This is a genomic window from Xenorhabdus lircayensis (assembly GCF_016306625.1).
GTDB classification, from domain to species: Bacteria; Pseudomonadota; Gammaproteobacteria; order Enterobacterales; family Enterobacteriaceae; genus Xenorhabdus; species Xenorhabdus lircayensis.
In genome coordinates this window covers 41638-55770 of the sequence record NZ_JACOII010000034.1, presented here as the reverse complement: position 1 = coordinate 55770, position 14133 = coordinate 41638, and the positions used below count along the sequence as shown (strand labels likewise).

9 protein-coding genes are annotated in these 14133 nt (G+C 44.6%); 6 read left to right on the top strand and 3 right to left on the bottom strand.

Going from position 1 to position 14133, the window contains the following annotated elements:
• The first annotated feature begins 100 nt into the window (after nucleotides 1–100).
• Genes thiB through thiQ form a run of 3 tightly spaced genes read left to right on the top strand, consistent with a single transcriptional unit; the run spans nucleotide 101 to nucleotide 3382 of the window.
• The gene (gene thiB / locus H8A87_RS09045; RefSeq protein WP_198689644.1) at nucleotides 101–1114 is read left to right on the top strand and encodes a thiamine ABC transporter substrate binding subunit; all 1014 of its coding nucleotides are present in this window, start codon (nucleotides 101–103) and stop codon (nucleotides 1112–1114) included.
• Complete coding sequence (gene thiP, locus H8A87_RS09040; protein ID WP_198689643.1) at nucleotides 1090–2694, top strand: thiamine/thiamine pyrophosphate ABC transporter permease ThiP; 1605 nt, start codon at nucleotides 1090–1092, stop codon at nucleotides 2692–2694. Before thiB ends, thiP begins: the two co-directional genes overlap by 25 nt.
• Nucleotides 2687–3382 (top strand): thiamine ABC transporter ATP-binding protein ThiQ, encoded by a 696-nt coding sequence (gene thiQ / locus H8A87_RS09035; RefSeq protein WP_198689642.1) that lies wholly within the window; start codon nucleotides 2687–2689, stop codon nucleotides 3380–3382. Before thiP ends, thiQ begins: the two co-directional genes overlap by 8 nt.
• Before the next feature lie 72 nt (nucleotides 3383–3454).
• Here thiQ and H8A87_RS09030 read toward each other — a convergent pair whose 3' ends face one another.
• Nucleotides 3455–5164, bottom strand: a complete 1710-nt coding sequence (locus H8A87_RS09030; protein WP_198689641.1) for an ArnT family glycosyltransferase — start codon at nucleotides 5162–5164, stop codon at nucleotides 3455–3457.
• A 181-nt stretch (nucleotides 5165–5345) separates the two neighbouring features.
• Complete coding sequence (locus H8A87_RS09025) at nucleotides 5346–6623, bottom strand: DUF6880 family protein (RefSeq protein WP_198689640.1); 1278 nt, start codon at nucleotides 6621–6623, stop codon at nucleotides 5346–5348.
• Between the two features lie 253 nt (nucleotides 6624–6876).
• Between H8A87_RS09025 and H8A87_RS09020 the strand changes: the two genes are divergently transcribed.
• The 3 genes from H8A87_RS09020 (at nucleotide 6877) to rluA (ending at nucleotide 13200) form a co-directional block, all read left to right on the top strand.
• Nucleotides 6877–9225 carry a DNA polymerase II gene (locus tag H8A87_RS09020; RefSeq protein WP_198689639.1) on the top strand — a complete coding sequence of 783 codons (2349 nt, stop codon included), beginning with the start codon at nucleotides 6877–6879 and terminating at the stop codon, nucleotides 9223–9225.
• A 219-nt stretch (nucleotides 9226–9444) separates the two neighbouring features.
• Complete coding sequence (gene rapA, locus H8A87_RS09015) at nucleotides 9445–12354, top strand: RNA polymerase-associated protein RapA (protein WP_198689638.1); 2910 nt, start codon at nucleotides 9445–9447, stop codon at nucleotides 12352–12354.
• Nucleotides 12355–12546: 192 nt separating this feature from the next.
• A complete protein-coding gene (gene rluA / locus H8A87_RS09010) occupies nucleotides 12547–13200 on the top strand; it encodes a bifunctional tRNA pseudouridine(32) synthase/23S rRNA pseudouridine(746) synthase RluA (RefSeq protein WP_198689637.1) in 654 nt (217 codons plus the stop codon).
• A 38-nt stretch (nucleotides 13201–13238) separates the two neighbouring features.
• Here the strand turns inward: rluA and djlA are convergent, their stop codons facing one another.
• Nucleotides 13239–14057: a co-chaperone DjlA gene (gene djlA / locus H8A87_RS09005; RefSeq protein ID WP_198689636.1), complete on the bottom strand. Its 819-nt coding sequence runs from the start codon at nucleotides 14055–14057 to the stop codon at nucleotides 13239–13241.
• Nucleotides 14058–14133: the final 76 nt, after the last annotated feature.

Sequence of the window (14133 nt, the reverse complement as noted above, 5' to 3'; positions counted from 1 at the left end):
ACCTTCTCAGGTCCTTTGCCAATCTGCTCACAACTAACGTTAATGACTAATCTTCATAACTAATGTTTATAACTAATGTTTATAACTACAGGAGAGCAAAGTGTTTAAGAAATTATTTTCCCGCTTTATTGCCATCAGTACGCTATCGATTTTTGCCTGTGTCTTTGCTCAGACAGCTCAAGCGAAGCCCACATTGACAGTTTACACTTATGATTCATTTGCCTCTGAATGGGGCTCCGGGCCTGCCATTAAAAAAGCCTTTGAAGCAGAGTGTGGTTGTGAACTGGAGCTCATTGCTCTGGAAGATGGGGTATCCCTGCTGAACCGTTTGCGAATGGAAGGCCAAAAAACGTCGGCAGATATCGTGCTGGGGTTGGATAACAATCTGATTCAGGCCGCTCAACAAACAGGATTGTTCACGCCAAGTCATGTCGATACCTCAAAACTGAAATTACCCATTGTATGGAACAACACAACGTTTATTCCTTACGATTACGGTTACTTTGCCTTTATTTACAACAAGAACACCTTACCTCATCCACCAAAAAGTATGGATGAATTAATCAATAGCCACCAGAATTGGAAGATTATTTACCAAGATCCACGCACTAGCACTCCGGGCTTGGGGCTGCTGCTTTGGATGCAGGATCTCTATGGAGATAAAACAGCACAAGAATGGCTAAAAGTTGCCAAAAAGACACTCACCGTTACTAAGGGCTGGAGTGAAGCCTATGGCCTGTTTTTGAAAGGTGAAGGCGATATGGTGTTGAGCTACACTACCTCACCGGGCTATCACATCATGTCTGAGAAAAAAGATAACTATGCCGCGGCTATATTCAAAGAAGGTCACTATTTGCAGGTTGAAGTAGCAGCTCAGTTAGCCTCAAGCAAGCAACCGGAACTGGCACAGAAATTCATGAACTTTATGATTTCACCGGCATTTCAGCAAGTACTGCCGACAACTCAATGGATGTATCCCGTGATTGATATCCCTTTGCCTGACGCCTTCAAACAACTTCCTGTACCTGAGAAATCTCTGCAATTCAACGCAGATGATGTGGCAAAACACCGTACAAAATGGATCCGTACATGGCAAAGTGCTGTAAGCCGTTAATTGCGGGCTGGTTATTGCCGGGGGTCATTGCCTCCGGTCTATTAATTATCGTTGCCCTGTCAGCATTTGGGGCGCTGTGGTTCAGTGCGCCTGAAAGCCACTGGCAGGAATTCTTAAATGACAGTTATCTATGGCATGTCATTCGCTTCACTTTCTGGCAGGCATTTCTATCTGCCGTCTTATCGGTAACACCCGCCATTTTTCTTGCAAGAGCACTTTACCGTCGTCATTTTCCGGGCAGGGCACTGTTTCTGCGCTTATGCGCAATGACATTGATTCTTCCTGTTTTGGTCGCTCTGTTTGGTATTCTGACCGTTTATGGTCAAACCGGCTGGCTGGCAAATATTTCCCAATGGATAGGTGTTGAATATCGTTTTACCCCTTACGGGCTACAAGGAATTCTGCTGGCACATATTTTTTTCAATATGCCAATGGCAACACGGCTACTACTGCAATCGCTGGAAAATATTGCAATCGAACAGCGGCAACTCTCTGCCCAACTTGGTATGAGTGAATGGCAGCATTTTCGTTTTATAGAGTGGCCTTATCTGCGCCGCCAAATTTTGCCGGCAGGTGCGCTGATTTTCATGCTGTGCTTCGCCAGCTTCGCCACCGTGCTCGCACTGGGCGGTGGCCCCGCTGCGACAACCATTGAACTTGCCATTTACCAAGCTCTCAGTTACGACTACGATCTCGCTCATGCTGCCCTGCTTGCACTTATTCAGCTCTTTTGCTGTCTTGGCCTAGTGCTAGTTAGCCAAAAGCTAAAAGGGGCTCTCTCCGTTGGTTATGGTCATCAACAACAATGGCGTAACCCACAGGATTCGTGGCTGCGAAAATTATCTGATGGTCTACTGATTAGCACCGCGTTACTGCTTTTACTTCCTCCTTTGTTAGCAGTAGTGGTAGGTGGCCTGAACCACAGCATTTTTACTGTCTTACTCCAGCCCGCGTTATGGCAAGCCTTTACAACTTCGATCATTATTGCGTTGGGCGCGGGATTACTATGTGTCGTATTGACCATGATGCTGCTATGGAGCAGCCGCGAATTGCGCTTACACCATTCTCCTCGCTGGGCACAGACAATGGAAACCAGCGGTTTATTGATTCTTGCCATGCCGGGAATTGTCCTTGCTACAGGCTTTTTTCTTCTGCTGAACACAACCATTGGCATACCTCAATCACCTTACGGATTGGTTATCTTGACCAACGCACTGATGGCGATCCCTTATGCTCTGAAAGTATTGGATAACCCAATGCGTGATCTGGCAGAGCGCTACAATCCTCTATGCCGTTCCCTCAATATTCAAGGCATTCACCGCCTGCGCTTAATTGAGCTTAAGGCACTGAAAATTCCGTTGGCACAAGCGCTGGCCTTTGCCTGTGTATTATCAATTGGAGATTTTGGGGTTGTCGCATTATTTGGCAACGAAGATTTCCGTACTCTCCCCTTCTATCTTTATCAGCAAATTGGGGCATATCGCAGTCAGGATGGGGCTGTAACCGCATTCCTACTACTCCTGCTTTGTTTTATTTTATTCACTGTGATTGAACGCTTACCGAGCCGACGCCATGATTAAACTTGAAAATGTCACTTATACTTATGAACACCTTGCCATGCATTTTTATGTGACCGTTAAGGCCGGAGAACGCATTGCGATCCTTGGCCCAAGTGGAGCGGGTAAAAGCACATTATTAAGTTTAATGGCGGGTTTCCAGTTTCCAGAACAAGGTGATATCTGGCTGGATGGTGAAAATCATACAAATACCCCACCTTCCAAGCGGCCAGTTTCAATGCTATTTCAGGAAAATAACCTGTTTTCCCATTTGACCATTGCGCAAAATATTGGTTTGGGATTGCATCCTGGATTGCGATTGAGTACTGAGCAAAAGAAAAATCTCCAACAAATTGCCAATCAGGTATCGCTGGAAGACTATTTACTCCGCCTGCCTGCTCAACTTTCTGGCGGACAACGCCAACGTGCAGCACTGGCTCGCTGTTTAGTCCGCCATCAACCGATTTTATTGCTGGATGAGCCATTTTCGGCACTTGACCCTGCTTTGCGCAATGAAATGCTGGAATTGTTGGATCAAATATGTAGTGAACGCCAAATAACTTTATTAATGGTGTCCCATAATCTTGATGACGCAGCGAAAATCGCCCCGCGTTCTTTGCTGATTGTGGATGGGAAAATTCATTATGATGGAGCGACTGAGAAGTTGGTGAGTGGAGAGGCCGCTGAGGCGGCAATTTTGGGGATAAGTTAAATCAGCTAAACTTTATGATAACAATAATTTAATTTAAAGTGGCCATTTAAGTGGCCACTAATATAATTTTCTCTACTCGTTAGATTTTTTATCTTCCAACTCAACTTTCTTATAAACAATTAATTTTTCACGATCTTCATCTGGCCTATGCCCATGCCAAAATAGCACCATTCCCTTGGGGGCAGATTCGATTTCTTCGGATAAGATAATCAACCAATCGCATTTTTCAGGTGTTTCAAATATATTCTGTTGCTGATGTAAGATATGGGAATAGTAATAAAGCATTGGTGCTTCAGACTCTCCAAGATTATATGACGCCATACATTGATTATCTTGATATAGATATACTCCTGCCAACTTCTGTTTTAGGTCAAGAAATACGTCTTTATAACCTTTGGCATAATCAATCCAGCCAATAAATAATGTAAATACTACCCCCCAAACAGTGGCAATACCCAAAACCCAATTTTGTGCGGCTCGCAGAGCAGGAGATTTAGAGAGTAGCCAATTTTTAGCTGCCCATACAGCTGTAATTAAGACAGCAACAACAAATATAAATCCTGAAAAATGCATCTGATAACTCATTGGCAGCCATCTGCCAAAGGGTGTTAGCCAATGTTTATAATCGGTGGAAAGTGCCAAGAAGTAACTACTCCATAAAAATAAAATCAGAACAAACCAAATTGTGGAGAAACATCTGCTTAAATATTTATAAATTACCTCAGGAAGCTTAATGAAAACTTCTGTAGCTAAAATTGCCATTGGTGCAATAAAAGGCAATAAATATAACGCACGACCGGAGACAGATGTTTGTAATAGAGCAACGCCTAATACAACAAATGCCGCACAAAGAAAATAATGTTCATCTGACAGAGTCTTAATTGGATGTTTTAATATGAATATGAAGGCCAATACACCTGATGGCAGAGCAAAAAATAGCACAGCTTCAGGGATTATTGTCCAATTACCTCTAGCGCCCAAATCCTCAACAGAAAAACCTAAAAAACGGCCTATATTGTTATCCCAAAACCAAACTTTAAATAAGTCAGGATGTTCAATAAATAACATAACTGGCCACGGCAAGATTAAGACTAACGCAATTCCTCCTGACAATAGAGCACTTAGCCAATATTGTTGAGTTCGGCAGCGTTTAAGAAAGACAGGAGCGAGAATCAGGCAAATCCATAATAGCCCAGGAATAAATACCCCTTTTGATAACAGTGTCGTGACTGTACCAATGATTAGCCATAAGCAGGAATAGCCCGTTTTTTCATTTTTGATCAATCCCAATAAGCCATATAAGCCGATGGTGGTTCCTGCTATCAATGATGTATCGGTGAACATATCATGGCTGTGACGAACCAATCCGGGGGCGCTGGCATACAAAGCAAAGGCAATCCATATCCGGCTATCTGTGAAGTCCTTGACATCAAATACCCGACGAGACAGCAGGATAAAAAAGGAAAAATTGATAACAGAAAAAAATAAAGAAGCGGTTCTGGCTGCGTCATGCATCGGAAGCCAGTGGGATAATAGATATATGAATGAGGTTGCAGTCCAATAATACAGAGGAGGCTTTTCCATGAAAGGTTGCCCCGCATTCATTGTCACCAGCCAATTCCCTGTCTCATACATGGTTTGAATAATGCCAAAACTATAATTCTCATCTTGTTTCCAAGGAGTATGCCCATAAATGCCAGGTAGTAAATAAAGCAGCATGAAAGCTATAAATAACAGTAAGGCTTTGATATCTGTTTGACTCAGCTTATTTGGATTATTCATCAATATTTACCAAGTGAAATTAATATTTATTTTCTCCATAAAAAACGGTAAACATCTTACCCAACTAAACATAATAAAAAAAGGCACTTAAATGCGTTGGTAAAATGCTTAAGCGTTATATCTTGATTATCATTCTGTGAAAGTGATAATCAAGATATGAAGTTATAAACCAATAAAACAATTATTTACTATAATTCAGCCCAGCTTTGCTAATAGAGATCCTCTTGATTTTCCCCTCCACCAAGGTCCAGAATGAAACTTTTCTTTTGTGCTTTTCATACAGCGAATTTAAATAGGTTTCATTAGTATCAAGCTCCTGCCAACTTGATATTTTTTGACTATAGTCAAGGCTCTTTTTCAGATCAGAAACAGAATATTTATAATATTTACTTTCGCCGCGATTAAGGACATCAGTGACCAGCGCTCGTCGCAAAAATATCGCCGAATGAGCAAAACCACATTTATCCAGCCCTGCTGAGCCTTCCATGGCTAATTTATGACCACAAATTTCGATGAGTCTTTCTTTATTTTTCTCTTCGAGAGTCAAAATATATTCATTGAGAAGATCGAATTTCTGCATTTCGACCAAGAAGCAGATATACTGGAAGTCTCCATCTTTTTTGGTAACCCCCAGAAATAATTGTATGGCCTGAGATCTTTCACTTTCATCAATCAGATTTTCATATAATTCATAAAATTTATAGCTATATTCATTTTGAAAGGCTTCGAAACAAAGCTCTTTTGCTTTTTCTTTCTGGCCTTCGTCAATATTGGCTTTAATTAACAGTGACATCAGCACATCATAATACTTGGATTTTTGGATTTCATAATCTTTTCGAAAATTCTCCAATATCACAATCGCTTCATCCGCCCGGACACCTTCAATCAACAATTCCGCATAAGTCAGATAAGCCGTAATTATTGAGGAGGATTCGAGCTTTTGATCAATCATCATCTTCAAGAAATCCATGTCATTGAGAGCTTTGCTAATAGCTATGGCTTCTCTATATTTTTTATGATGATAAAAGAGATCCCGTAGTAGGTAGAATGTTTCCAGACCAAAGTCGTTTTTGTAATTGAGCAAGAAGGTTTCATTAGAACAGAAATAAGTCCGTTGGGCGATATTGAAAAGCTTATTCGCCACAACGGCCCTATCAATATCTTTTTGCAAGGCAATCGCTTTTATCCATGTTTCGATCAGATAAAAGTAATAATCTTGCCAACCACCGCTCGATGTATCCTTAGTTTCAGCCACACGGTCAAAATCCAGCACCATTTTCGCCAATAGTGTTTCTGACTCTTCCGGTGCCTGCAAAATCGCGTTATCAAGCAACGGAGTCATCGCTTTGTACAGCTCTTCAAAGAAGATATCCGTTTCGTAATAATCAAAAAAACGCTGACTTTTGGTACGCTTTTTATATTCTTTTTCAATCAGTTTAAGGATATCTTTCGGCTCCAATAGATAACCACTGGCTAATGTGGTTTGAGCCTATTCATTATTTTTGATTAATACATGGATGATTTCGAGCAGTACTTCTTTATTGAAGCTGGCGAGCTGTTCTGCTTGCTTTTTAGTTAACCCATTTTTCATTACCAACTCTCGTCTTATTGGCCTTTCAAAAAACACTGTATAAATAACCACCACAAATGCTATAGTTGAAACCATCGTCGATAATACTGATTCTGGCTGATGGCGCTTAAACAGAAACATTATGCAAACAAACCACGTTGAAGAAGGTTTTGTACTATCCCGTCACTGGAAAGAGACACCATCTGGTATTGAGTTGGTATATTGGCTGGCGACAGATACGGGCGCGCGCCGCATCACGATCCCTCGTCAAAAAGCTATTGCCTTTATTCCTCAACGTGATTTGCTTAAAGCTGAGCGTCTACTAGCACAAGAACGGCACTGCGAACTGAACGTATTGTCACTAAAAGATTTCAATCGTCAACCTGTTGCTGCACTGTATTGCTTACAATATCACCAATTGCAACATCTGGAAAAAGTCCTCAAAGAGCAGGATATTCCGCTCTACGAAACCGATATCCGTCCACCCGACCGATTTATGATGGAACGTTTTATTACTGCTCCCGTTTGGTTCAGTCAGAAACCGGATGGAAGTTATCAGATGAAGCCCAATCCCTCCTATCGCCCCAATTTGAAATGGGTGTCGTTGGATATCGAAACCAGCCAGAATGGGGAATTATATTCCATTGGCCTGGCTGGATGCGGTGAGAAGACCGTGTTTATGTTAGGGCCAGAGAGTGGTAGCCAGCAAGATCTCGATTTCAAACTGGAGTATATTGCCAGCCGCCCAATGATGCTGGAAAAACTCAATGAATGGCTGGCTTATTACGATCCTGATGCCATTATTGGCTGGAATCTGATTCAGTTTGATTTGAAAATTTTACAGAAACACAGCGAACGCTATAACGTGCCGCTAAAATTTGGGCGAAATCAAGGTTTGCTCGAATGGCGTGAACACGGTTTCAAGCCGGGGCATTTTTTTGCGTCAGCAGAAGGCCGCCTGATTATTGATGGTATCGATGCGCTGAAAACTGCAACGTGGAATTTTCCTTCGTTCAGTCTGGAATACGTTGCACAAGCGCTATTAGGGGAAGGAAAAGCCGTTGATAATCCTTATGACCGGATGGATGAAATCAATCGTCGCTTTCAGGAGGATAAGCCCGCCCTTGCTCACTATAATTTGCAGGACTGCATTCTGGTCAACCGTATTTTTGAGAAAGTGGATTTGATGGCGTTCCTATTGGAACGCGCCACGGTAACAGGGTTGGCGGTGGATCGCAGCGGGGGATCTGTGGCCGCATTCACTCACCTTTATCTACCGAGAATGCACCGTCTTGGCTATGTCGCTCCCGTTCAACCAGCTTATTTCGATGATAACAGCCCCGGTGGTTTCGTGATGGATTCGTTTCCCGGACTGTATGATTCGGTGCTGGTGCTGGATTACAAGAGCCTCTATCCTTCCATTATTCGTACGTTCCTTATTGATCCGGTAGGCATGGTCGAAGGTCTTGCCCATCCCGACAATGAACATGCCGTACCCGGTTTTCGGCAGGCGTTTTTCTCCCGCACGCAACATTGTCTGCCTGATATCGTCACGCAAATCTGGCATGAGCGTGATAAAGCCAAAAAGCAACAGAATGCGCCACTTTCCCAAGCCCTGAAAATTATTATGAATGCGTTTTATGGTGTGCTTGGCGCTTCTGGCTGCCACTTTTTTGATCCTCGTCTGACGTCATCAATTACCATTCGTGGGCACAAAATCATGCATCAAACCCGCGAATTGATTGAATCTCAGGGCTATCAGGTGATTTATGGCGATACAGATTCGACGTTTGTCTGGCTGAAACGTCCTCATTCTGAAGAAGAAGCCAGCCAAATTGGTCTTTCTCTCGCGCAATCTGTCAACCAATGGTGGCGGAACCATCTCAAAACCGAATTTAATCTCGAAAATGCGCTAGAACTGGAATTTGAAACGCACTATCGACGCTTTCTGATGCCAACGGTACGAGGTGCAGAGCAAGGCAGTAAAAAACGCTATGCCGGGTTGAGTGGCGATAAGGTGATTTTCAAAGGGCTTGAAACGGTAAGAACTGATTGGACGCCACTCGCACAAATGTTCCAAAAGGAGCTGTATACCCTGATTTTTCACCAGCAGCCCCATCAGAATTACATTCGTGAGTATATTGCCAAAACGCTGGCAGGTGAATTTGATGATCGCCTGATTTATCGCAAGCGGCTGCGCCGTAATTTGTCTGATTATCAGCGCAATGTTCCTCCCCATGTTCGGGCAGCACGTTTAGCTGATGAGTATAATCAGCAGCATAATCGTCCGTTACAATATCAAAATGGTGGTTGGATCAACTATGTCATCACCCAAGCTGGGCCTGAACCGTTGGAAAATCAGACCGCTGCGCCAGACTATGAGCACTATATCAATAAACAATTGATGCCAATTGCCGATGCCATCTTGCCATTTATTCAAGATGACTTTATGGCCCTGCTGACAGGGCAAATGAGCATTTCTTTCGAATAATGGATATTTTTGCAGGTGACGACTTGCTCCGCTTCAATTAACATATCGCCCCTCTAATTGGGCAATGGTACTTTTGTGACCCCGTTACCAAAAAACGGGAGCAGTAAAGTGCTATTGAAAACTATCTCTATCGATAACCAATGATGATCGATATCCAACAAAAGCAGCCAGCCTGCAACCATAAATAATATTGTATAACAGAAAACTGAGCCAAAATTTATGCCATTTACTCTTGGTCAACGCTGGATAAGCGATACAGAAAGCGAACTTGGATTAGGAACCGTCGTGGCGCTTGATGCGCGCATGGTGACGTTGCTTTTTCCTGCCAGCGGAGAAAACCGCATTTACGCACGCAATGACTCCCCCATTACCCGCGTTATGTTTAATATGGGTGATACCGTGACTAGTCACGAAGGCTGGAAACTCAAGATCGATGATGTTCAGCAAGATAATGGCCTGCTGATCTACATCGGTACTCGTCTGGATACTGAAGAAGAAAATACCTGCCTACGGGAAGTTTTTCTGGATAGCAAGCTGACGTTTAATAAGCCACAGGATCGTCTGTTTGCTGGGCAAATTGACCGCATGGATCGCTTTGCACTGCGTTTTCGCGCCCGTAAACACCAAAGCGAGCAATTTCGTCTGGCAGAAAGTGGGCTACGTGGCATTCGTGCCAGTTTGATCCCTCACCAGTTACATATTGCCAATGAAGTTGGCAAGCGGCACGCCCCTCGTGTGTTGCTGGCAGATGAGGTTGGGCTGGGTAAAACCATTGAAGCTGGTATGATTATCCATCAGCAATTGATGGCTGGACGTGCCGAACGTGTGTTAATCATTGTGCCAGACAGCCTGCAACACCAATGGCTGGTAGAAATGCTGCGCCGATTCAACCTGCGCTTTTCGCTGTTTGATGATGGCCGATATAGCGAAGCACTTCATGACAGTGATAATCCATTTGAAACAGAGCAGTTGGTTATCTGTTCTCTGGATTTTGTTCGCCGCAATAAACAGCGCTTTGAGCACCTGCTGGAAGCAAGCTGGGATTTGATGGTGGTGGATGAAGCTCACCATCTGGCATGGAGCGAAGCAGCCCCCAGCCGTGAGTATCATGTTATCGAACAATTGGCAGAGCAAATTCCGTCCATCCTGCTACTGACAGCAACACCAGAACAGTTGGGCCAAGAGAGTCACTTTGCCCGTCTGCGCCTGCTAGATCCAAATCGTTTCCATGATTATCAAGCATTTATTGATGAACAACAGAAGTACCATCCCGTTGCGGATGCCGTCACGTTGCTGTTGTCCGGTGAAATCCTGAGCAATGATCAGCAAAATGTGATTGTCGAGCTGATCAGCGAGCAGGATATTGAGCCTATGCTGAAAGCGGCAAACAGTCATCAGGATGAAGAGAGTCACAATGCTCGCCGTGAACTGATCGCTATGCTGATGGATCGCCACGGCACCAGCAGACTGCTGTTCCGTAATACTCGTGGTGGCGTGAAAGGTTTCCCACATCGTGAACTGCACGAAATCAAGTTACCATTGCCAGCCCAGTACCAAACGGCAATCAAGGTTTCTGAAATCATGGGCGCCAAAAAGACTGTGGAAGCACGCGCCAAAGATATGCTCTATCCTGAGCGGATCTATCAGGAATTCGAAGGTGAAAATGCTACATGGTGGAACTTCGATCCCCGCGTAGAATGGCTGATGGGTTTCTTGATGGCAAACCGGGACGAAAAAGTGCTGGTGATCTGTGCCAAGGCAGAAACCGCGCTGCAACTGGAGCAAGTTCTGCGTGAACGTGAAGGTATCCGCAGTGCCGTGTTCCACGAAGGTTTATCCCTGCTGGAACGTGACCGTGCTGCCGCTTACTTCGCTTCTCAAGAAGAAGGCGCGCAAGTGCTGCTCTGTTCTGAAATTGGCTCCGAAGGTCGTAACTTCCAGTTTGCCAATCAGCTTGTCATGTTTGATCTGCCGTTCAACCCTGATTTGCTGGAACAGCGTATCGGCCGTCTGGATCGCATCGGTCAAAGCCGCGATATCAAGATCAGCGTACCTTATCTGGAAAATACCGCGCAATCCATTCTCCTGCGCTGGTATCACGAAGGTCTGGATGCTTTTGAACATACCTGCCCAACAGGTCGTGCTATCTATGACAAGTATTATGAAATCCTGCTGAACTTCCTTGCTAAACCAAATGAGCAAACTGGCTTCAGTGAATTGATTACAGAATGCCGCACGCATCATGAGCAGCTCAAACAGCAATTGGAGCAAGGCCGTGACCGTCTGCTGGAGATGAATTCCAACGGTGGCGAGCAAGGTCAAAAACTGGCAGAAAAAATCGCGGCGCAGGATAACGATACGGATCTGGTGAGTTTTGCCCTGAATCTATTCGATATCGTCGGCATCAATCAGGAAGATCACAGTGACAGTATTATTGCCCTGCATCCATCCGATCATATGCTGGTGCCCGATTTCCCAGGATTGCCGACAGATGGCTGTTCCATCACATTTGATCGTGAAAAAGCACTGTCTCGCGAAGATACTCAATTCTTAAGCTGGGAACACCCAATCATTCGCAATGGCCTGGATTTAATCTTGTCAGGGGATACAGGAAGCTGTGCCGTTTCCATCTTGAAAAACAAGGCACTGCCGGTCGGTACGCTGTTGGTTGAGTTAATTTACGTCGTTGAAGCCCAAGCGCCGAAACATCTGCAATTGACCCGTTTCTTGCCACCAACCCCTGTACGTCTCTTGTTGGATCTGAAAGGCACCAATCTGGCCTCTCAGGTGGAATTTGAAAGTTTCAACCGCCAGCTAAATGCCATCAATCGCCACAATGCCAGCAAACTGGTCAATGCGGTGCAGCAAGAAGTTCATGCTATTTTGCAACAATCTGATCCTCTGGTTGAAGAGCAAGCGCGTGAATTGATTGAGAGGGCGAAGAAAGAGGCCGATGAAGTGCTGTCAGCGGAATTGTCACGTCTGGAAGCCCTGAAAGCGGTTAACCCGAATATCCGTGATGATGAGCTGGAAGCGATTGGATCTGAGCATAAAAATTTGTTGCTCAATCTTGATCAGGCTAATTGGCGTCTGGATGCCATTCGTCTGGTGGTTGTTTCTCATCAATAGTGAGTCATCAATAGCTAGCCATCAATAAATCTTAAACTCAGGGCATCTCGTGGATAGAGCCCTGAGTTTCATATTAATCTCACACCGTGAGCCATATACTGATAGAATGCGCCCCGTCATTTTTCCGACCCAATTATTTTCCGACTCGATTATTCTTCGACACGATTATTCTTCGACACAATTGGAGCCACTATGCTGGAGTCTTATAATCCCCCGACTGATCCTTGGTTATATGTGCTGTATCAGGATGAGCACATTATGGTTGTCAATAAACCCAGTGGATTACTTTCTGTGCCGGGCAAAGCAGAAGAGCACAAAGACAGTATCATGACGCGGGTACAGGCTGAATTTCCCACCGCCGAATCAGTACATCGGTTAGATATGGCCACCAGCGGTATCATGGTCGTTGCGCTGAATAAAGCAGCCGAGCGTGAACTGAAGCGGCAGTTCCGTGAACGTGAGCCGAAAAAGGTCTATATTGCGCGGGTATGGGGAAAGATGGAGCAGGGAAAAGGATTGGTGGATTTACCGTTAATCTGCGACTGGCCGAATCGCCCGAAACAAAAAGTTTGCTTTGAAACAGGAAAATCAGCACAGACTGAGTATCAAGTGCTGGAATATGAAGCACAGGCAACACGTGTCAGACTAGCTCCCATCACCGGACGTTCTCATCAGCTCCGTGTGCATATGCTGGCACTTGGTAATCCCATTCTGGGAGATCGGTTCTATGCCCATACGCAGGCAAGGGAACTGGTGCCTCGTCTGCAATTACATGCCCAAGAGCTATTCATTACTCATCCGGCTTATGGCACGCCAATGCACTTTGAGTGCAAAGCCGATTTTTGACGAATGCTCTTTTTATAGATGCGCTTCTTTGACAAGTGCTATTTAAAGCCCTTCTCTTTTTTAATTAAATCATAAGCGGATTGGATGGACTGCGCTTTTTGTTTCGCAAGTTCCATCATTTCTGGTGGTAAACCTTTTGCCACCAGTTTGTCGGGATGATGTTCACTCATCAGTTTTCTATAAGCCCGCTTAATCGTTGTAGCGTCATCATGTTCATTGACGCCCAATACCTTACAGGCATCCGCCAATGTCGCACGCTGCTGGCCTTGGTAATGACCGTGTTGTTGATACTGACCACCAAAATGATGCCCGTCAAAATGACGCCCACCTTCCATCATGGCAAGGAATTGTTCAAATTGAATACGGGAGATCCCCAGTTCTTCGGCGATGACAAACAGGACTTTTCTTTCGTTGGGGTGCAATTCACCGTCAGCAAATGCAGCCTGTAACTGAATCTCCAGAAACATCCGAATCAGGTCGAAACGACCAAGGCAGGCACGCCGTAATTGTCGTAATGTTTCACGCAGGGGGAATTGGGATTGTTTACCCTCACGAAATGCTTGCTGGGCAGAAAACCGTGCCTCACCATGCAATTGCATTCTGTCCATCAGTTGAGTGGCTAGCTGGATATCCGTTTCTGTTACCCGACCTTTTGCTTTGGTTAAGTGCCCTAATACTTGGAAGGTACTGCAAAAAAACAGCGCCTGTCGGGTTGGGCCTTTGCTGGTAGCTCCCAGATTGCGAGCCCTGACTTTGTCAAGTATATGGCCGAGCAACAGGCCAATCACAATTCCCCAAAAACCCGCGCCGGACGCAATACCAAATATTAATCCGAATAATTTTCCCCAATACTGCATATAGTCTTCAATTCCCCAATGCCCTGAGCGCAATTTTGCATTATCATACTATTCATTAAGCTCCGTGCCTAACAGC